Origin of the sequence: Lentilactobacillus fungorum (assembly GCF_016860605.1) — a bacterium.
Classification (GTDB): domain Bacteria; phylum Bacillota; class Bacilli; order Lactobacillales; family Lactobacillaceae; genus Lentilactobacillus; species Lentilactobacillus fungorum.
Window position 1 is genome coordinate 1 of record NZ_BNJR01000017.1, and the last position, 20,405, is coordinate 20,405.

14 protein-coding genes and 2 other annotated features are annotated in these 20,405 nt (G+C 42.6%); of the genes, 4 read left to right on the plus strand and 10 right to left on the minus strand.

The window, feature by feature from the left end; genetic code table 11:
- Positions 1 to 115: 115 nt before the first annotated feature.
- From YK48G_RS10830 to YK48G_RS10840, 3 genes are all read right to left on the minus strand, one after another.
- Entirely contained in the window at positions 116 to 970 is an 855-nt protein-coding gene (locus YK48G_RS10830) for a transporter substrate-binding domain-containing protein (protein WP_203630735.1), read from the minus strand.
- Positions 971 to 989: 19 nt separating this feature from the next.
- A complete protein-coding gene (locus YK48G_RS10835; RefSeq protein WP_203630736.1) occupies positions 990 to 1,748 on the minus strand; it encodes an amino acid ABC transporter ATP-binding protein in 759 nt (252 codons plus the stop codon).
- Between the two features lie 274 nt (positions 1,749 to 2,022).
- A complete protein-coding gene (locus YK48G_RS10840; protein WP_203630737.1) occupies positions 2,023 to 2,838 on the minus strand; it encodes an amino acid ABC transporter permease in 816 nt (271 codons plus the stop codon).
- A 356-nt stretch (positions 2,839 to 3,194) separates the two neighbouring features.
- Positions 3,195 to 3,440: a binding site (T-box leader), on the minus strand.
- Positions 3,441 to 3,926: 486 nt separating this feature from the next.
- Positions 3,927 to 4,170, plus strand: a binding site (T-box leader).
- Between the two features lie 179 nt (positions 4,171 to 4,349).
- On the opposite strand from YK48G_RS10840, the gene YK48G_RS10845 reads away from it, so the two are divergent.
- The 4 genes from YK48G_RS10845 (at position 4,350) to YK48G_RS10860 (ending at position 8,114) form a co-directional block, all read left to right on the plus strand.
- On the plus strand, positions 4,350 to 5,318 hold the full coding sequence (locus YK48G_RS10845; RefSeq protein ID WP_203630738.1) for a glutathione S-transferase family protein: 969 nt from the start codon (positions 4,350 to 4,352) through the stop codon (positions 5,316 to 5,318).
- Between the two features lie 4 nt (positions 5,319 to 5,322).
- Complete coding sequence (locus YK48G_RS10850) at positions 5,323 to 5,766, plus strand: GNAT family N-acetyltransferase (RefSeq protein WP_203630739.1); 444 nt, start codon at positions 5,323 to 5,325, stop codon at positions 5,764 to 5,766.
- Positions 5,767 to 6,341: 575 nt separating this feature from the next.
- Positions 6,342 to 7,262, plus strand: a complete 921-nt coding sequence (locus YK48G_RS10855; RefSeq protein WP_373300221.1) for a glutathione S-transferase family protein — start codon at positions 6,342 to 6,344, stop codon at positions 7,260 to 7,262.
- Between the two features lie 18 nt (positions 7,263 to 7,280).
- Entirely contained in the window at positions 7,281 to 8,114 is an 834-nt protein-coding gene (locus YK48G_RS10860) for a transporter substrate-binding domain-containing protein (protein ID WP_203630741.1), read from the plus strand.
- Between the two features lie 76 nt (positions 8,115 to 8,190).
- On the opposite strand, the gene YK48G_RS10865 is transcribed toward YK48G_RS10860, so the two are convergent.
- The 7 genes from YK48G_RS10865 to YK48G_RS10890 form a co-directional block, all read right to left on the minus strand.
- Entirely contained in the window at positions 8,191 to 9,033 is an 843-nt protein-coding gene (locus YK48G_RS10865; RefSeq protein WP_203630742.1) for a MucBP domain-containing protein, read from the minus strand.
- 756 nt (positions 9,034 to 9,789) lie between these two features.
- The gene (locus tag YK48G_RS13675; protein WP_373300213.1) at positions 9,790 to 9,969 is read right to left on the minus strand and encodes a hypothetical protein; all 180 of its coding nucleotides are present in this window, start codon (positions 9,967 to 9,969) and stop codon (positions 9,790 to 9,792) included.
- Positions 9,970 to 10,294: 325 nt separating this feature from the next.
- Entirely contained in the window at positions 10,295 to 12,421 is a 2,127-nt protein-coding gene (locus YK48G_RS10870) for a DUF5776 domain-containing protein (RefSeq protein ID WP_203630743.1), read from the minus strand.
- Between the two features lie 236 nt (positions 12,422 to 12,657).
- Complete coding sequence (locus tag YK48G_RS10875; RefSeq protein WP_203630744.1) at positions 12,658 to 14,760, minus strand: DUF5776 domain-containing protein; 2,103 nt, start codon at positions 14,758 to 14,760, stop codon at positions 12,658 to 12,660.
- A gap of 390 nt (positions 14,761 to 15,150) precedes the next feature.
- Positions 15,151 to 17,826: a MucBP domain-containing protein gene (locus YK48G_RS10880; RefSeq protein ID WP_203630745.1), complete on the minus strand. Its 2,676-nt coding sequence runs from the start codon at positions 17,824 to 17,826 to the stop codon at positions 15,151 to 15,153.
- A gap of 326 nt (positions 17,827 to 18,152) precedes the next feature.
- Positions 18,153 to 19,043 carry a PfkB family carbohydrate kinase gene (locus YK48G_RS10885; protein WP_203630746.1) on the minus strand — a complete coding sequence of 297 codons (891 nt, stop codon included), beginning with the start codon at positions 19,041 to 19,043 and terminating at the stop codon, positions 18,153 to 18,155.
- On the minus strand, positions 19,044 to 20,402 hold the full coding sequence (locus tag YK48G_RS10890; protein WP_203630747.1) for a purine-cytosine permease family protein: 1,359 nt from the start codon (positions 20,400 to 20,402) through the stop codon (positions 19,044 to 19,046).
- Between the last annotated feature and the right edge of the window lie 3 nt (positions 20,403 to 20,405).

Sequence of the window (20,405 nt, forward strand, 5' to 3'; positions counted from 1 at the left end):
CTGTCCTAGTAAGTGAGCGAAGCAAAGCGGAATATAAGTTTTCTAAACCAAAGCCTCGCCTTGGGATTTTGTGGCCAGGCAACTTGTACATGGGTTCCCACTCCGCGCAAGCACCCTACTCATTTCTCAACACCTTAGGCGAATAATCTTGTCCTAAGTATTTCTGGCTGATTTTAGTTAACGTGCCATCTTTTGCCAGCTTGACCAATTCTTGATTAACTGCCTGCTGGAACTTTTTGTCCTTGGCAGTTTTACCAAATAAGAAGTAAGTATAAGGATTACCAACGTTTTGACCGTCAGCGTTTTGGCTGGTATTTAACTGAACTGCTTTAACGTTGTTGACGTGATATTCTTTTTGTTCTGCATTGTACATTGACAGGTCCGTATAAGCAAAGTCGTATTTGCCGGCACTGACATCTTGTAGGTCGTGATAGTCTTTGACATATGAAATTTTGATTTTCTTGTTTGGATGCTTCTTATTATACGTTTCGAGATCAAGGGAAAAACCGGTCCCCACTTGGGCTGGCGTGGTCTTGCCGGCCGCGGTCGCAAAACTCTTGATTGTCTTATTGGTCTTCTTGACGATAAAGACCGGCTTGTCTTCAAAGATGGGCTTGGAGAATAAGTATTTTTCTTGCCGCTCAGCTGTCTTACCTAGATGATTGACGCCGACATCGGCTCGGCCAGAATCAATATTGCCTAACAAAGCTTCGTAATCAACTAACTTCCACTGTAGCTTGTATTGTGGTAGATGCTTAACAGCTGCCTTTAAAACATCGACATCATAGCCGGATAACCCACCAGATTTTTCCTTGACCGCAAACGGGGCAACGTTGCCATCCGTCACTGCAGTAATTGTTGTTTTATTGGCGGCACTAGATTTGCTTTGTTTACCACAGCCGGTCAATACCAACGTTGTAATTGCTAACAAGCCTGTCACGACTGCTATTTTTTTAAGGGTCAATTTCATGAATAAATTCCTCCGTTTCTTATGAATGAGCTAATTGTTGTTGGGTAAAGCGGCTCAAAAATTGTTGGGTTCGCTCATGTTGTGGGTGTTCCAAAACTTCTTCGGCGGTGCCCGTTTCTAGAATTTGACCATCTTCGAAAAAGACCACCTTAGTGGCAACTTGTTTCACGAATTCCAATTCGTGAGAAACTAAAACGACCGTGTAATCCGGATGGTCAGCGACAACCTGGCGTAGCGTTGCCAATACTTCACCAACCAACTCCGAATCAAGCGCCGAAGTTGGCTCATCCAACAGCAAAATTTTCGAATCAGTTGCTAGTGATCGGGCAATCGCAACTCGTTGCTTTTGGCCGCCGGATAACTGACCTGGATAGAAATTGGCATATTCGCTTAAACCGACTTTGGCAAGTTCGGCAAGGGCCCGCTGCTTGGCTTGTTGTTTATTGACGTGTTTAACAACCACTAGACTTTCTGCAACATTTTGCCAGGCTGTTTTTTGCCTGAACAGATTAAATTGTTGAAATACCATGGTCGATTCTTGGCGAATTTTGACAATTTCTTGTCGAGAAATGTGGCCAGCTTCATAATGTTGGTCGCCAATCACCACTTTGCCGGTTTCTGGAAACTCCAATAAATTCAAGCATCGCAGTAAAGTTGACTTCCCAGACCCTGACGGCCCGATAATCGCTAAAATATCCCCGGTGGCTATCTTTAAATTCAAATTTTTAAAAATGGTATGATTACTAAATGTTTTACTTAAATTTTCAACTGAAATCATTTGGCATCCTCCTAAAAAAAGTGAGCGGAGCCAGGCGCTTAGAAATCGGAGTATAAGTCTCCTCTAACAGAAATCCCCGGGCTTGGGATTTTTGTTAGAGGTGCTTATACGGAGATTTCTGCCTGGCGTAGCTGTCCTAAAAAAGTGAGCGGAGCAAAGCGGTTAGGGATCGGAGTGTAAGGCTCCTTTGTGAGAAATTCCCGGGCTTGGAATTTTTCGCAAAGGTGCTTACGCGCAGATCCCTGCTTTGCGCAGCTGTCCTAGTAAAAGCTCCCTAAACCGGCTTTTGATCTGAACGAAATTCCGAAACCGCCGGCTGAGATTGAACGCCAGCAACAGTTTGTGCAGCAGACGGCCTTTTCGAACCTGCTGTAATGACGTTTTGAGTTGCTCTAAAGCGATTAATGCGTTTTTCAATTATTCGGACAATCACTTCAGTAATTACGGTCAATACCCAGTAAATAATGGCCAGTGACAGATAAACCTCAAAATAACGGAAGTTTCTGCCGGCAATAATTTGACCCTCGGCGGTCATTTCAACCACCCCGGCTACAAATGCCAGCGAAGTGCCCTTGATTAAGCTAATGAATTGATTGCCAAGGGTTGGCAAAGCAACAACTAAGGCCTCTGGTATCGTAATCCGTCGCAAAATTTGGAAGTTAGTCATCCCAAGTGATTCGGCTGCCTCAATTTCGCCATGATCAACTGACAATAAGGCGCCGCGAATATTTTCAGAGTTATACGCTGCTTCATTGATTGCAAAAGCAATAAAAACAAAGAAGAACGCCGGAATATTGTTAATGTTATAGTCCGTGTGATTGTAATAATTCCAGTACCTTAATGCGATGGGAATCCCATAATAGGATAAATAAAGTTGAACCAGTAAGGGCGTGCCTCGGATAAAGGACACCAGTACAGTAAATAGCTGGGTCAGACCGGGGATCTTTTTCAAACGAACCAGCGCGATAATGAGCGCCAAAAACAGACCCACAACCATCGATAAAGCCACGATTGCCAGCGTAATTGGCAAATACTGAAGCAATTGCGGAATATTAGTCAAAATCATTTTAAAATCAATTAGTTTGGGCATAGAGATTCCTCCTCTAAAAAAGTGAGCGAAGCAAAGCGGTTAGAAAGCGGAGCCTAAGTTGACTTGGCCGAAAATCCCGGGTTTGGATTTTTGGCCAAGTCGGTTTAGGTGCAGCTTTCTGCTTTGCGTAGCTGTCCTAGTAAAGTGAGCGGAGCCAGGCGATTAGAAAGCGGAGCGTAAGTCTCCTCGAACGGAAATTCCCGGTTCTGGAATTTTTGTTCGAGGTGCTTACGTGTAGCTTTCTGCCTGGCGTAGCTGTCCTAAAAAAGTGAGCAGAGCAAAGCGGTTAGAAACTGGAGCATAAGTTAACACAGTTATCCTAAAAATAAAAAGAACCCATCAGCCGACCATCACAGATCAAGGACGAATGGGTTCAATTCGCGGTACCACCTTTGTTTCAGCCATTCTCACAAATGACTGCACTTTGGAGTATAGAAAAATACTCAGCCACAATAACGGATGGCACCGACAACACTTTACGTAACGTTTAGCACCGCAGTTAACATGGGACCATCTTCAACAGTCATCATTATTGTCTTTCAGCAGTCGACAATTCTCTTTGAATGATTAAACCATCTACTCATCCCACTCGTTTACTTAATTTAATTTCTAATCAGGAATTGGCATGACCGAAATCCCGCCAGCATGGCGATAACCCATTGAAACTTGGCGCATTTTATCACAACCCCTTCAATTTTTGTTAACAACATCAAAAAATCCCTGCCCAGATTTCTCTGAACAGGGACGATGATCGCGGTACCACCCATTTTTGCCACAAAGATTACTCAATATGGCCTCAAGACACACCTAAAGGTATCTCCAAAGCAATATCGCACTTTACACGTGTGAGTCGCTTTCACTCCTCACATGACGATGAGCTCATCTTCACTAATCGTTCGAATTCACCTTCTCAGCTACCGGCGTTCTCTTTAATTTCTAATAAATTAGTTACTCTTCTCATCAACGTCTAACTTTCAAGTTAAATTGAATGTTAGGCCTCCTGCTTGGAAATGTCAATCACAATTTCAAAAAAATTTTGGTTGACAAATAAATATTGGCGGCTTAAGATTGCATGCAATTAAATAAATGAGAAATTAATCAAAAGATGAGTAAACGATGAGAATCAATTTCAGAGAACCACTGGTTGATGAAAAGTGGTATTGATTCCGCGTTGAAGATGGTCTGATAACTAACGTCTTGTCGAGCTAAGGTTAGGCAAGAACGGTGCACCCGTTAGCGTGTGTGAGTATCAACAGTGTACTCAGCAAGGAGTTATTTGTGAAAATAGCTTAAATTAAGGTGGCACCACGGAAAAGCACTTTCGTCCTTTAAAAATTTATTTTAAAGGACGAAAGTGCTTTTTTGCTAACTGAAGGACAGCTGTGCAAAGCAGAAACTTCCGCATAAGCACCTCCAACGAAAATCCCAGAACCGGGGATTTCTGTTAGAGGAGCCTTATATTCCTGTTTCTAACCGCTTTGCTCCGCTCACTTATTTTTGGAGATGATTTTATGTCAGTTTTATCAGAAGCTCAAGCAAAGGAAATTACGACTCATGGAAAATTTGAACGCCAAGCTAATGCTTTTTCAACACCATTTGGTGATCATCCCGGAGAATTGCCCGTTGAAGCTAATCGCTATCGCCTGATTTGGTCAGCTGCCTGCCCGTGGGCAACTCGTTCAGTAATCGCCATTAACTTGTTGGGATTAAATCAAGTAATCAGCATTGGCAAGGCCAGCCCACTACGGCCAAAGATTGATCATGCTGACTGGGCATTTACCTTAGATGACGGTGATGTTGATCCAGTTCTCAAAATTCATTATTTATCAGAAGCCTATTTAAAGGCTGATCCCAATTATACCGGCCGGCCGACGGTTCCGGCGGTCGTTGACTTAAAAAGCGGTAAAGTCGTTAACAATGATTACTTTAAACTAACCAACTACTTTGAAGTTGAATGGCAGAAGTTTCAAAAACCGGATGCGCCGGATTTATATCCCCAAGACCTCCGTGAAGATATTGATGCGTTGAATGATATTATTTTCCACGATGTCAACAACGGTGTTTACAAAGCCGGCTTTGCCACTTCCCAAGCCGCCTATGAAGATGCTTACGACCATCTCTTCTATCGTCTGGATTGGCTGGAAGAGCGGTTAAGCCACCACCGATTCTTGTTCGGCAATCAACTCACTGACAGCGATATTCGCCTTTACACCACCCTGGCCCGATTCGACACTGCTTATTACGATAAATTTAAATGCAACAAACAGCGGCTTCGAGATTACGACAACCTTTGGAACTATGCTCGTGATTTGTATCGTATTCCTGCCTTTAAAAACGCCACCGAATTTGACGCAATCAAACTTCATTACCACGTGTCTGGCCACTTAGCCGGCACCGCCGATCAGTTCCAAGTCTTACCAAAAGGTCCTGATCAATCAGTTTGGCTGGCACCAAATAATCGCAACCGATTCGAGGACTGAGCAAATGCAAGTCACTAATCACCTCATCACATTTAAGACTGATAACCGTCACGCGGACTTTACCGCCGTCGCCCACCTACTCAATCAGTTTGGTCTAAGCGACGGGGACGCTGCTATGCAAAAACGAATTTTTGAAAATAGCCATGTCAGCTTGTTTGCCTATGATGGGCAAGCACTCATTGGCTGCAGCCGGGTATTATCCGATGGCATCAGCCAAGCCGTTATTTACAACGTAGCTGTCGATTCCAAGTATCATCACTTAGGCATTGGCAGCGAAATGATCCATCGATTGGTTCATCAATATCAGCAATGTAATATTATTCTCTACACCCATCCTAAAACGGTCGGTTGGTATGAAAAGCTAGGTTTCGAGCGAATGAATACCGGCATGGCCATCTATCAAGCCGATCACCGGGAATGGATGCGCAAAGAAGGATTTTTGAAGTAATTGTTTGTAGGACAGCTGCGTCAGGCAGAAACCTCCATATAAGCACCTCCAACAAAAATCCCAAGCCCGGGGATTTCTGTTGAAGAAGACTTATATTCCGGTTTCTAAGCGCCTGACTCCGCTCACTGATTTTAGGACAGCTCCGCAAAGCAGAAAGCTGCACCTAAGTCAACTTGTCCAAAAATCCAGGCCCGGGATTTCCGGCCAAGTCGCCTTAGGTTCCGACGGCCGTGAAACGCCTAGCCTACTTGGCGCTTTCTAATCGCTTTGCTCCGCTCACTTTACTAGGACAGCTCCGCCAGGCAGAAAGCTACACGTAAGCACCTCCAACAAAAATTCCAAACCCGGGAATTTCCGTTGGAGGAGACTTACGTTCCGCTTTCTAACCGCCTGGCTCCGCTCACTATTTTAAGAAAGGGGTCATCATCATGAGTGAATCAGAATTAAAAACAGAAGCAGCTAAACTTGCCAAGACCGAAACCGACAACGGCGCTCTTTGCGTGGTTGATTTTTCTACCGGTAAAGCCGTTAAGCGCGAGGTTACTCAAGTTCAAAAAGAAATTATTGAAAGCCCCATTTCAACTGATGAGGCACAACATGAAATTACCCGCGACGGCACGTTTAAACGCCAAGCCAACCGCTTTACCAGCAAGTTTGGCTCTGGGGCCGGCGAACTGGCGCCAGAACCAAATCGCTATCGGCTAATCTGGGGCGAAATCTGTCCCTGGTCAAACCGAGCCGCAATTGTTCGCAAGTTGTTAGGATTAGAAGATGTGATTAGCGTTGGCAAGGTTGCGCCGGTTAGGACCAAAGAAGGCTGGGAATTCTCCCTTGATCGCGGAAACGTTGACCCTATCCTAGGGATTCAATACCTTGGTGAAGCGTACTTGGCCGCCGATCCAGATTACGATGGTCGAGCCACCATTCCAGCTTTGATTGATACGCAAACTGGTAAAGTCGTCAATAACGACTATCACACCTTAACCAATCAATTTGAAGTCGCCTTCAAGCCTTTCCAGAAAAAGGGCGCGCCGGATTTATATCCCAAACCCTTACGAGAAGATATTGACAACCTCAATCAAATTCTCTTCAACGAAGTCAATAACGCCGTCTACCAAGCTGGATTTGCCCGTTCTCAATCAGCCTATGAACAAGCATATGACAAATTGTTTAACCGTTTGGATTGGCTGGAGGAACGTCTCGCTACCCGAAAATATTTATTTGGCGATCAGTTAACTGACTCGGATGTCCGCTTATACGTCACATTGGCAAGATTCGATGCAGCTTACTACCCTGTTTTCCACGTGAACCGCAATCGGTTAATTGATTTCCCCAATTTATGGCGCTACGCTAGAACGCTTTATCGCATCCCGGCTTTTCGTGATACGACCAATTTTGACGCGATTAAAAAGGGATATCAATCACTTAATGACGGAACCGGCATTATTTCAAAGGGGCCTGATGAACGAATTTGGGATGATCCGATTAACGAATAGCCAGGAGGAACGACCGCTATGAAGAACAAAAAACGACTAATGACTGTTGGCCTTTCACTGCTAATTCTTGGCAGCCTTAGTGCTTGCGGCACAAGCGCCAAGTCAAAATCTAAACAAGCAGAAGCAATCACCGTTGGAACATCCGGTGCGCCAAAGCCGTTTACCTACGTTGGCAGCAATAAAAAGATTCAAGGATTTGATATTGATACCGTCCGCGCGATCGATCAACAATTGCCCCAATACAAATTCAGCTTCACCAAAACCGAATTTCCATCAATTCTAGGCGGCCTGACTGCCGGTCGATTCCAAGTGGGAGCTAATAATTTTGCTTACAATCCCAGCCGTGCTAAACGATACTATTATTCCAAGCCAATCTTTCACGATAAGTACGTTTTGGTTGTTCCCAAAAAGGATCACCAAATCAAGCAATTTGACGACATTGCCGGCAAAACAACCGTCAGTGCCCCAGCGGTTAATTTCACAACCGCCATTGAGAACTTCAATCAACACGCAAAGGTTAAAAGCAAAATCACATATAGTTCAGAGGATGCTTCCAAGCAAATTCAAGACGTCCAGTCTGGCAAGGTTGACTACGTCCTAATCGATAAGCCATTATATGATAATTACCAAAAGACTTATCATTTTGATAACGTTAAAGCCGTTTCGTTAGACCTTAGCGATACTAAAAAGATTTCTAAAACAACGCCCTACAGTTTCTTGCTCGTTTCAAAAACCCAAGGCGGCAAAAAATTACTGGACCAAATCAATGACGCAATTGTGAAGATTCAAAAGAACGGGACTGCCCAAAAGATTAGTGAAAAGTACTTTGGTGAAAATTATATACCGAAGTAATCAAAAACCACCCTGGCAAAATGAAGGTCATTTCAAAAATGCTAAGGTGGTTTTTGATTAGGATAAAATTCTAGACTTATTCAAGTGTCGTGAGCTTAACAATGGCTTTTGGTTGATTTTCAGTCATTTCATAGTCAACATAATTTGGCTGACCAGCTGCCAATTGGTAACCCTCAGGAACATCGACGTAGTAGCGCCCCGACTTAGCTGGATGAGTATCATCAGTGCTGACTGCTTTAATCATTTTGTTAGTTGGTTGCTCGATAAATTGGATGGTCAGCTTGGGCCAAATATTAAGGGTTCCAATTTCTGGCAGCCAACTTGAAAAGGCTAAGTCAGAATTTGCCCGCTGGATTTTTTGCAACCCTTTGGCAGATAAGCGTAAGTCATGTTGTCCCGCGTTGGCCGTTACGCCGGCCAAATCCTCTGCATGAATCCGATAGACGTTTGCTTCACCGCGGACTTTTTGCCACTCACTTGGAATGTTGAAACCACTTGGGATATAAAGCCTAAAAGTTTCAGGAATTTGGCCATTCCAAGTATAACTTTGATAATGAACTTTAAAGTTCTCTGTGGTCGCGTTTTTTCGGTAGAGCACCGAAAATTGATTTTTTTCATGTTCGATAACAACGATTCCCCCAACTTGGTCGCAGACGGCGGTGTAGCCGGTGATTTCTTCTGGCTGAAACTTAATCCGTTGGCCGACAATCCCAATCGTCTTTTTAGGCTTGGCAATAGCTTTTCCAGTCACATCAACAAAGTGAATGGTGACTTCCCGAGGGCAAAAGATCGGCTTTGGAAAAATAGGTGACAAGACAACTTTACGATTGGCAGTTAAAGCTTCACCATCGTTTAGCCGACGAAGGGGTTGGCCGTTAACTGATTGCAATTGACTCATGCGATTGATCATCATGTTCATTTTAAAATCCCCCAGTGAGCGGAGCAAAGTGATGAAAAAGCGAAGCCTAAGTTAACTTGGCCGGAAATCCCGGGCTTGGATTTTTGGGCAAGTTGACTTAGGTGCAACTTTTTGCCTGGTGCAGCTGTCCTAAAGTAAGTGAGCGGAGCCAGGCGGTTAGAAAGCGGAGCGTAAGTCTCCTCCAACGGAAATTCCCGGTTTTGGAATTTTTGTTGGAGGTGCTTACGTGTAGCTTTCTGCCTGGTGCAGCTGTCCTAATAACAGTGAGCGAAGCAAAGCGGTGAAAAAGCGCCAAGTAGGCTAGGCGTTTCACGGCCCTCGGAGTGTAAGGCTCCTCAGGCAGAAATCCCGCGTTTAGGATTTTTGTTGGCAGGGTATTTAAATAAACCTTTGCTTCATACAATCTTTTTAACTCAATATTAATAACAATAAGGTTTATATATTCATTCTTAGTTAAGAATGAATATAATCACAAAAGTATTATCTTACATTACCCGAAAAAGGGCAATTATTTTGTCCACGAATATACGTTAATTACTACCATTAAGCAATAGCTAAACAAACCCGCAGGCTGTAAGGCTACTTGTCCTCACAAATGATAACCCATTACCAATTAAACCAAGCCCGCATTTGACCCTCCTTGCAGTTTGCCCAAGCATAGTGTCATCTGAGTCGGTCGCTCGCTTGGCGCAGTACCCGCAGATGCATACAATGGCGCTTCACTGAATTCTAAGGTCAGCTTGATGGCGTTCGCTACTAATTACCAATGCCTTTCAGAAGGTTAGCCTCGTAATGATATTTTGGTGTTGCCGCCATTTTGACTTGATGAGTCCAAAATGGTTTTTCATTATCAGCCTCTTGGACACAATAAACAAGTGATCCGCGTTGGACGGCAACTCCGCCAAAACTAGCACTTACTCGATTGCTGGCCCGCATGAATTTAACATATCAAAGCCGCCTCACATTTCAATCATTTTTAGTCGTGTAGCCATCACTAATTCGTTTGGTAATCAGAATTACGAATATTATATGACAGTCGTTGCTTGGCTTCAACTATCAGTTAGTTGGTATTATTGGCTATCAATGCCGGTATTATCAGATTCTTGCAACTTGGCGTAAAATTGGTCGGAAACGAGCCATAATAGTCGATTTTTAACAATAGTCGTTCGCAGCATGTACTTTTTGATTCAAAAAAAGCAGCTACCCATTTGGTAAGCTGCCTTAATTTAGATGATTCAGCTGTTAATAACTAAACAATAAACTACCGATTACCTTGAATAATCAACTTCTTATTGGCGGTAATGTACTCACCGTTGCTCAACTGATAACGAGTGGTCAAGTTATGCTTAACTAACTTCTTAACTGTGAGATGAGTACCTTTCTTAAAGTTCTTAACTTTTTTGGTTAGGTTGGCGTTCTTGTAAGCATTGACGCCCTTCTTATTGATAACAGTAATCTTCTTATTCTTTGGTAAGGTTGAATAGTAAACCTTCACAACATACTTCTTGTTAGCAGTGATGTAACCGCGTTTCTTATCAGTCTTAGTTCCATGGTTAACATCGCGAACTTTGTAGCGAAGGGCGCCACCCTTAGAATAAGCGTAACCAGTTACCACGAACATTGGCCGGTTAACCCGCTTAGCCTTTTGATACTGGGCAATTCGCTGAGACTTCTTGAAGTTGGCATTTTGATACATATAAATACCCTTGGTAGCATATACTGCAGCGCCTTTTTTGGCAACGTAACTTGGAACGGCCGGCTCTTTAGTAGTTGCGGTTGTTCCAGAAGGACTGCTGGTTGGATTGCTTACGACAGATGAATTGCCGTTAGTACTTGACGAATTGCCGTTAGTATTTGGCGTAACATTTGTACCACCATTCCCACCGTTGGGGCTTGGGCTGGGAGCCGGTTGTTTAACGGTCACGTTAATTGATTTCGTAATCTTAGTAGATGGATTAGCTGGGTTTGAATAAAGCGAATAGGTAACTCGATAAGTTCCCGGCTTAGTCGTATCAACCGTCTGGCCACTGACGTTGAAACCATAATCTTTTGCTTCCAATTGGGCATTAGTAAGAACCGTGTCTTGATCCCATTTAGTTGGATCCCAAACCGTTACGTGAGCCAACGGATCCCAAGTAGCACCATAATCGAGTTGAACATCATCGGCACCAATGACTTTAACCGGCTGGAAGATAATACCGCCATAGTTGCCCTTATTTAGCTGATGAATTGCATCGGTTGGATCTGAATGGTCGTCCGGAGTAGTTAGGCTAGCATCCCATCGATAAACCGACAAGCCAACCGGTAATGTATAACCATTATCTTGTAGTGCTTGACCAATCGGTTGCCCATCTACCGTTTTAATTTTTGACGTATTTAGATAGAATCGCGCACCTGAATAAAGATATGGATCGGTTGCCCCTTCTCCAGTTGCGAAATCATCAAACGTTAACTCACCGTTACCTGGATAAGCAATTTTAGGGAATAACTGTTGAATGTTTTGATCAACCATTGTGTATTTATATTGACCATTCCGCGTGGCAACAAGATAATCTTTGCCAACGCCAAAATAACTATTTACGTCAATTTTTTTGGCAAAACGGGTACTGAGATTATACGTAGGGTGTGATTTATCTGTAGCGGAATCTTGATCTGAAATCGTAAACGTACTATTCCGTTGAGATAAATTCACCTTGGAAAGATTCGTTACCTTTAGTGGGATGGAAATATCAATACTTCTACCAGCAGGAACATTAATAGAAAAGAAAATGCTACTCAACTTATTAATCGCATCTGCACCATTCGTTTGAAGATAAGAATCTAGTTGGTCGGCATCGATTGCAGTACCGCCATCCATATAATAAGTGATTACAGCCAAAAAAACTCCAGTTGAAGGCGCCTTTATCGTTGGTTTTTGTGCTGCAACTACATCGGGGACTTGATCTTTATCACTTGAAGACTGATTATTTTTCCAATTTCTAGGCAACATAAGTGTATGATAATATAATTGTGGTTTATCGGTGTTATTAGTTAATTGGTAATGCAACGTCAACTCGTGAGTCCCATTACTAAACTGATCTTTATCAATAATGGATTCTGCACTGGGCTGCTCCCCATTACTAACTGGCGTTTTGTTTACCGTATCTATTTGCCCATAATTTGATTTAATCCCATCAACCGTTAAATATAAACTACCAGTTGTGCTCCCATCACCTGAATAATCAACCTGGTTTTGATTGGGCTTTGTTCCGTTATAGATAATCGGGCTATTATCATCAGCCCTAACGTTTCCTGAACTTGTAACTGATCCCATCGTAAAAAATGCAGCTGAAAGCAGGGCAACCTTAACGACCTGCTTTAGCTTTCTGCTTATTCCGACATTTGTCATCAATAAACACCCCTCAATTTTTTTGTTTAGTATATCCCTCAGTTCATTGCACTAACTATAATCATTCTAACATAATAACTGTTAAAGAATGTACCCATCCTTAATTATTTATAACAGCTGATTATCAGCACTTTCCACAAAAAAAGTCGATGCATCACAGCGTCGTCATCGCTAAGATAAGATTCTTAGCTCAGAAACACGCTGTCATTCTTCGACTTTTTATCTCCATCGATAATTTAGTAATTCCCCTGAATAATCAACTTCTTATTGGCAGTAATGTAATCACCATTACTCAATTGATAACGAGTGGTTAAATTGTGTTTAACCAACTTTTTAACCGTTAAGCGAGTGCCCTTCTTATAATTCTTAACCTTTTTAGTTAAATTAGCTTGCTTATAAGCGTTGACACCTTTTTGATTAATAACCGTAACTTTTTTATTCTTTGGTAAGGTTGAATAGTAAACCTTCACAACATACTTCTTATTAGCAGTGATGTAACCGCGTTTCTTATCAGTCTTAGTTCCATGGTTAACATCACGAACTTTATAGCGAAGGGCGCCACCCTTAGAATAAGCATAGCCAGTTACCACGAACATTGGGCGGTTAACCCGCTTAGCCTTTCGATACTGGGCAATTCGTTGAGACTTCTTGAAAGTTGCGTTCTTGTACAGGTAAATCTTCTTAACGCCGTAAACAACCGTCCCCTTGGTATATGCACCTTTGGGTGTTGTTGAGCTACTTGTAGTCTTTGCAGGTTGTTTTGTCGTTGATTCAGTGGTTGAAGCCGAGTTGTTAGCAGGAGTTACTGCCGAATTTGGCTCGCTAACGCTACCGGTCGGTGTTGAAGTTGAATTTGGCGTCGATACGTTGCCATTGCCGACCGTAACGTTAACTGTCTTGTGAACGGTTAATGTATCATTAATCTTATCGGCATACGTTACCGCATAAACACCGTTGGTACTCGTATCGACTTTATTATCGGTGACCGGCGTTTCATTACCATTGGCATCAACTTTCTTAACCGTATAAGAAATGTTGCCGTCTTTTTCTGGTGCCGGAATCTTCTTGGAATTTTTATCAAGAAAAGCGGTATTAGCAAATGGATCCCAAGCTGCCCCTATAGCTAAGTGACTATCATTGGCATCAATGATTTTTTCAAATTCAAGGTACAGCGAATCAAGTGATTGGCCATCATAAGTTGTCGTCCCCGGATTAACAGGCGTTTTGCCATCAGGGAGAAGAATAGTGGCCGCTTTGCTATCTTGACCGTAACCATTATAAGTATAGGTACTCATTTCCTGACCATTGTTAAGATCGAAAGAATAACCTAGGTTATGAATGGTATCAGCTAAATTAGTCTTGCCATTTTGACCCATTAAGTGATTTAACGTCACTATCTGTAAATCACTATCATAAAAGTCGCCCTCATTTCGCGTAGCACCACCAGCTAATTTTTCATCAACCGCGCCATTGGGGTTTGACTTTGACTTCAAGTTTGAAATTGTCGTTGGCATTAGTTGTTGAAGCTCAGGGATCATAGTGTACTGATCGCCAGTCTTTGTCACTGCAACCATGTGGCCAGTTGGGGCAGCCACTTTTTTGCTAAAGGTTGCATAACCAGTCACATCATTTAAGTAAGGATTATTATCAAATGAATACGAATAAGCCTGGAACTCGAAGGATTTAGTTGACTGATCAGTAAAAGCACCAACTGATAATTTTACATTAACGGAAAGCGTCTGTCCCTTTGGTAAAGTTCCCTGAAACTGGATTGAAAGTAACTTTGTCCAGTCTTGATTTTGTGACTCGCTGGCGGAATTGTAATTACCACCACCCCAGTTATACCCAATCGAAAGACCATTTGTATAGCCAGTTGGCGTCACCCCAGCTTTAGAATCCGCATACGAAACGTTTGAATGCGAATTATTATATCGTGGCAAAATAATCACTTCATTGATTTTCTGCGGATCATTCGCCGATGTATTGGTGACCGAAAAATGAAGGGTTAAATTTTTGCACTGGTCTTGATCAATCACTGAACTGTCAGCAGCTTCTACTGGATCAGAGCCGCCGGCAACCCCATAATTTGAAGTTGAAGCGTCACCATTTTGGTTGTCAGCTGTCAAATACAATGATTCATTCATCGATAGGTTAGCGTTAGGACCGGTTCCTTTAACAATCGTACCCGACTGATTCGGATTGGCACCAGCGTTAATTGCCGGATTGCTGTCAGCATTAGCCTTGCTTGGCGCAATTCCCGTCAACAAAATAACTGTCATAACAGCAACTATGAATGGTAGTATGTAACTCAAATAATTTCTTGAAGTTTTGGTTCCCATTTTCATTCCCCCACACTTATAGTTTATTTTGTGAATTCAGTTACCCTAGATTACCTATCAACTATAATTACATAACCGATTCACTATGTCGATTATAGCACAAGAATAATGTGGTTAACTATTTTTAATTGATTTTTCTAATAATTTGTTAACAGCTTAAATGACTTAAGGGACTAAACCCCTTTGCTTGCTAAACGTTTCAGCTGGTTAAAAAAGCCCCCGATGTTATTAAAATTCTTTCATAGTAAATTTGAGATTACCTATCTGGAATAATATCACTTTCACTACTCAATTGATGATGATTAGAATAGCCGTTGCCTCGTTGTATGCGAAAAAAGGCACGTCATCTCTGACATGCCCTTTAATAAATAGTTACTTGATTATTATCAATTATTTAAGAATCTTTACAAACTTCGGATTAGCTGTCACAAAACCACCGGTAATTTGATAACGTTTAGCACCAAAAGTCGTCGTTGAATATGGATGGGAGTATTCCCATTTCTTCACTTTTAGAGTGGTTCCCTTCTTAATCTTCTTAGTTCGTTTATTAAAGTTTGCGGTATTGTAACGATAAATCGTCTGCTTAGCTTTAATCTTAATAATTTGTTTCTGCTTTTCAGAAATAACTAGTTTGCGGTTTCCGGTTACATAGTGGCCATTGGTGAGTTGATAACGAGTGGTTAAATGATGCGTCACAAAGTGCTTAACCCTCAACTGTGTTCCTTGCTTAAAGTTTTTGACCTTACCCGTTAAGTTCTTATTCTTATATTCATTGACCCCGCGAGGATTAATTACCGTCAACGTCTTATGAGCGCTGCGGTAGTAAACTGGCCGAACATATGCCCACTGAGCGGTAATATATCCCTTCTTGCCAGCAGTTCGACTATGATGGTTCACGTCGCGAACTTGGTAACGCAACCGACCACTGTTGGAATAGGCGTAACCGGTAACGACGAACATCGGCCGGTTAATTCGCGGCTTCTTTGCATAGCCGACGATTCGATCAGCTTTTTTGAAAGTCTTGTTTTGATACAGATAGATCTTCTTCAGTGAGTAAACCGCCTCACCTTTACGGGCAATGCCGCTTGAACTGGCAGGTTGAGTCGTCGTGGTTGTTGTCGAACCGCTCCCACTTGGTGTGGTTGGCGTTGGCGTCACCGGATTAACTGGATTAATTGGATTGATAGGATTAATCGGTGTTGGTGGCGTAGGTGCTTGCTTTTTATTATAGTAGTAGTTAATAAACTGTGTTTGCTTAGTAAACTGTCCCTTTACATTACTTGGTAACTTAGTGTTATCCAAGTTGTAAGTATCACCATTAATCACAATCGTGCTTAGTTGATATTTACCATCAGCCTGGTAGGAATCGCCAACTTTACCGCTAATTGTTTGGCTTTTCAAAATCGTATGATTGGCGGCATCGATATAGTTGACGATCACCGTGGCATCATCAGCCACCGTGGATACCTTCTTATAAGTGTAGGTAACTGTAATTGGATTAGTTCCCAACTTCCCTTTGACGTTCGTCGGTAGTTGACTGGTATCTAGTTGATAAAGCTGATTATCTTTAGTAATCGTATCAACTTTATATGGTGAAACTGAAGCATCATACGGATCGCCAACGTTTCCATTGATCGTTTGATTGTTGGCAATTGAATGATTATCTTCGTTTACGTATTTAACAGTAACCGGGCTAGCTACAGTAGGCTGTACTTTTTTACTGAAAGTGTACGTGACCGTTGGAATTGGCGTTGAATCAGCAAATTGACCACTATTTGGTGTGCTAACGGTAATTGAATTAAACCCATATTGCTCCTTTAATCGGTCAATTATGCTTTGAATCGTTTGATTTTGAGCGGAATCCACGTCGGCCAAATCAAATGAATTATCACCATTTAATGCTAAATTCCAGCTCTCCCCAAGATTTCCTGACAATGTTTGCTGTCCATAGATGTATTGATTATTATCGCCATTCTTAAAGTTCACGTTGACGTTTCCAACACGATCAGACAATTGATATGGTTGAATGACCCATCCCTGGTAAGTATAGCTAGGATTACCAAATAACGGATCCTCCCAAGTAACCGTCATATAGCCATGATCAATCGTGTTATTCTGATTCAAATTGGTCCAAGTAACCTGTGGCTTAGCAGGATCACTATATGCACCGCCATCAGCTGTACTCTTATATGCAGCTGCATAACTGTTAAAGTTAGGATTACTATCACCCGCAGCATAATATGGCTTAACGGGGACATTAGCACCAGCCACATTTTTGATAACAAATGACGGTGTCGTATAACTAGTAACCTTGGCGTTCAACGTGATTGTAGGTAATTTATACGATTGAAAGCCAAATGTAAAACTACTTCCTAACGTATCTTTAGAAGACTCCAGATAAGATGCATCAGTGATATGGTTATAACTCATCGATGTCGCAACATCGAATTTTTTCCCTACAACCGGGCTTAAATCATAAACATCATCGAATTGGATATTAAGTGACGTTAATTTATTTAGTGACTTTAATGCACTAATGTCAGATAACCTTCCATTCGGAAAAAGCCCCCAACTGGTAAATGCTGCATCTTGATCCGGACTAGCTGTAATATCAGTGATGTCAGTCGCATATTGCATCCCCTCAAGTGATTGCGTGTTAGATACCTGATTAAAATATGTTCGATTGGTATGTTCTTCGTCAACGTCTGGATAAAAATAAATCAAATTATCTTTAAGCAAGTTCTTCGTAATGTCATTTGGAGATGAAAGATTCTGATCATGCACAATGAGCTGCTGCAAATTCTTATCCGGCATCCATTCATCAATATATGGATGCCCATCCTTGGTCGAATCCAGGCCCTTGGCATCAGCCGGGATACTCTCCGCATACGCCTCACTGACCCAGTTAGGATTAATCGTCTTTAACCAAGCATCATGCTGTGCCGTGGTGCCACCCATCCAATTGCCATTAGCATCTGTATACGTATTCGGTGTTGCCGCCAATGCACTGGCTTGATTAGTCGCCAATCCACAACCAACCATCATCAACATAGTCACAACTACCATCAAAGCACTCTTGACGAAGCCCCTCAGCCTCGCCAGCTTGCAAAAATCCGTGATAACCATCACAAACTCCCCCTCATGTATATGTTATGTGTCAATTATCCCCAACAGGTATAGATACCCTGTTAACATTACATACTTAGGGTAACATACATTGCCATTTTATTGGCGGTTTGTGATGACGCTTTCTAATAAAAATTCTAATTTATCATGGTCACTAGAATGACTTTTTCATTTAGAAAAAGAGAGACTATTAATTTCTCCCCCGCTTTTCTCTAAACTTTCAAAAATAAGACCAAGACCATCAAGCTTAGTCTTATCTATCCGCTTTATTTCATTCGATCCAATAAGGTCCCACTTTCTTGTCCAACTACCAGCGAGGCCAGCTGGCTAGCTTTTTTGACAGCTTCCTTAATTGATAAGTTATCTGCTAGACCGGCTAGAAAACCGCCACAAAAAGTATCACCGGCTCCCAATGTATTGATGACTGTAACCTGAGGTGATTCAACAAGCCCCGATTCAGTGCCATTAAAAAAGTAAGCACCTCGGCCACCCAAAGTCACAATCACCGGTGCGTGGGTTCGCTCATATAGCTGGTGGCATTTTGCTTCAAGCGATGCCTTGCCAGTAATCAGCCACGATAATTCATCTTCGTTACAATGAATCATCACCCCCATCGCTATCAAGGCTTCAATCGTTTGTTTCGGCAGATACTGAATCCGTGGGGAGGCGTCAAATAAGATTTGCGAACCCGGTTTGCATTTTTTTAAAGCCTTTAAAATCACTGCGGCCGCCTGGTAATCCTCCATCTCATAACCGCTTAAGTAAAAGCTGTCATAATCACTAATCGCAATCTGGTTAAACCACTCGTCTCGCCACAGTTGCTCAACACCGGTAATTGTCAAAAAGCTGCGTTCACCATCGGGCTCAACAAATGAAATATCCCAACCGTTGTCAGCATCGCCAACCGCTAACTTAATTGGAATCCGTCGGCGAACCATCTCTTCTCTCACGACATCAGCATACTGGCCGGTGCCAACGGGAACAAACAAATCGGCCCGCTCACCAGCATATTTGACCGCACCATAAACGTTGAATGCCGAGCCGCCAACAATATTACCTTGAAAGTGACCGCTAACGTCCTCGCCACTCGTCGGCAATTTGGGAACGGCCACCATGACATCGACGAACGCGGCCCCAATAATCAATGATTGACGCATTTAAGCCACCTTCCTACTTGGTACCGCAACTTTCCACAATAACATGCAGATAATGGCAATCACCGCCGAAACAAAGACCCCTAAACTGTTATTTCTAAAAATGCCGTGAGCAAACGGCCCGTTCCAGATTGCATTGTTGGTAAACAAGAATCCCGTTACCGTTGCAATCACCCAAGAAACAATGCCACGCCAGTTATAATGGGTTGACGATTCCGACACTAATAGGTCAATTGCGTACCCACCGCTTCGAAACATGACATTGTCACAAAGAAAAATCGCCACCCAGCTTGCCAAGCAAATCCCCAAAAAGTTCAAGAATAGCTCAAAATTACTCAAAAAGTTACCTGAGATAAACAACACGTAAATTGGAATTGCTAAAACAATTACGCCATGAATCGTTAGCGATGTCCGTTGAGACACGTTAATCCCAATCGTTGCTAAATTGATTCTGGCTGACCGAAACGAAATGATACACTGCGGAATTAAACCACCGGCAGCTACTAAAAAGTAAATGGGACCAATCCAAGTCGGCAGTGCCGCATACATCACGCCAAACGGATCACCAGTGGTGGCTAACGTAGGCTCAATCGTGCTTAGCAAAACACCACCCGCCATTAACACAAACAACGGAACCGCACCGCCCATCGTCGTGTTCCAAAAAGTGGCTGCCGGTTTGGTCTGAGCCGTAACGTAAGCCCCCCAGTCCGCGGCCGCCATCGACCAAGAAATACCGGAGCCAGCTGCAACGATGCTAACGGCTGGCAAAACGCCAGTAATCCAACTACCCGCCGGCAAACTTACTGCAGCTTGCCAGTTAGCTTTGGCAAGGAATAAAACGAGAATTAGAATTGTCAGCACCCCAAAAATCCAACTCAACCAGGTCTGAATCTTAGCTAGGGTAGCCTCCGTTAGTAGCCCTGACAGAACCACTAAGCCACCAAAAATTGCTAATGCAATTGCGGTCGTCACCGCTGATTTTTGGACATTGATCACCTTAAACAATGACACCAATAGCAAGGTTCCCGTAATAACATTAACCGCCAACCAGCCAACCATGTTCAACCAAGCAATTGCGTTGGGAATCTTATTGCCGTGCGTTCCATAGGCTGCTCGACTAAGCTTGAAAGTGGTAACCCCCTCTTTTTGACCAATCATGGCCACCCAACCTGGAATCACAAATGACAGGGCGCCAACTAATGAAGCAATCATTGCTTGGAAAAAAGACAAATGATAGCTGACAATCATTGCACCAAATACAAAGCCCATAATACCAATGTTCGCCGCAAACCAATTATAAAATAATTTCCCAGCCGTTAACGTTTTTTGTGACTCGGGAATTTTAATGATGTTATCGTCCATAAT

Excerpts from the sequence above, each read along its gene's own strand:
- YK48G_RS10845 (WP_203630738.1), top strand. The coding sequence starts at position 4,350 with ATGTCAGTTTTATCAGAAGCTCAAGCAAAGGAAATTACGACTCATGGA.
- YK48G_RS10875 (WP_203630744.1), bottom strand. The coding sequence starts at position 14,760 with ATGGGAACCAAAACTTCAAGAAATTATTTGAGTTACATACTACCATTC.
- YK48G_RS13675 (WP_373300213.1), bottom strand. The coding sequence starts at position 9,969 with ATGCGGGCCAGCAATCGAGTAAGTGCTAGTTTTGGCGGAGTTGCCGTC.
- YK48G_RS10870 (WP_203630743.1), bottom strand. The coding sequence starts at position 12,421 with ATGACAAATGTCGGAATAAGCAGAAAGCTAAAGCAGGTCGTTAAGGTT.
- YK48G_RS10880 (WP_203630745.1), bottom strand. The coding sequence starts at position 17,826 with ATGGTAGTTGTGACTATGTTGATGATGGTTGGTTGTGGATTGGCGACT.
- YK48G_RS10830 (WP_203630735.1), bottom strand. The coding sequence starts at position 970 with ATGAAATTGACCCTTAAAAAAATAGCAGTCGTGACAGGCTTGTTAGCA.
- YK48G_RS10860 (WP_203630741.1), top strand. The coding sequence starts at position 7,281 with ATGAAGAACAAAAAACGACTAATGACTGTTGGCCTTTCACTGCTAATT.
- YK48G_RS10865 (WP_203630742.1), bottom strand. The coding sequence starts at position 9,033 with ATGAACATGATGATCAATCGCATGAGTCAATTGCAATCAGTTAACGGC.
- YK48G_RS10885 (WP_203630746.1), bottom strand. The coding sequence starts at position 19,043 with ATGCGTCAATCATTGATTATTGGGGCCGCGTTCGTCGATGTCATGGTG.
- YK48G_RS10840 (WP_203630737.1), bottom strand. The coding sequence starts at position 2,838 with ATGCCCAAACTAATTGATTTTAAAATGATTTTGACTAATATTCCGCAA.
- YK48G_RS10890 (WP_203630747.1), bottom strand. The coding sequence starts at position 20,402 with ATGGACGATAACATCATTAAAATTCCCGAGTCACAAAAAACGTTAACG.
- YK48G_RS10835 (WP_203630736.1), bottom strand. The coding sequence starts at position 1,748 with ATGATTTCAGTTGAAAATTTAAGTAAAACATTTAGTAATCATACCATT.
- YK48G_RS10850 (WP_203630739.1), top strand. The coding sequence starts at position 5,323 with ATGCAAGTCACTAATCACCTCATCACATTTAAGACTGATAACCGTCAC.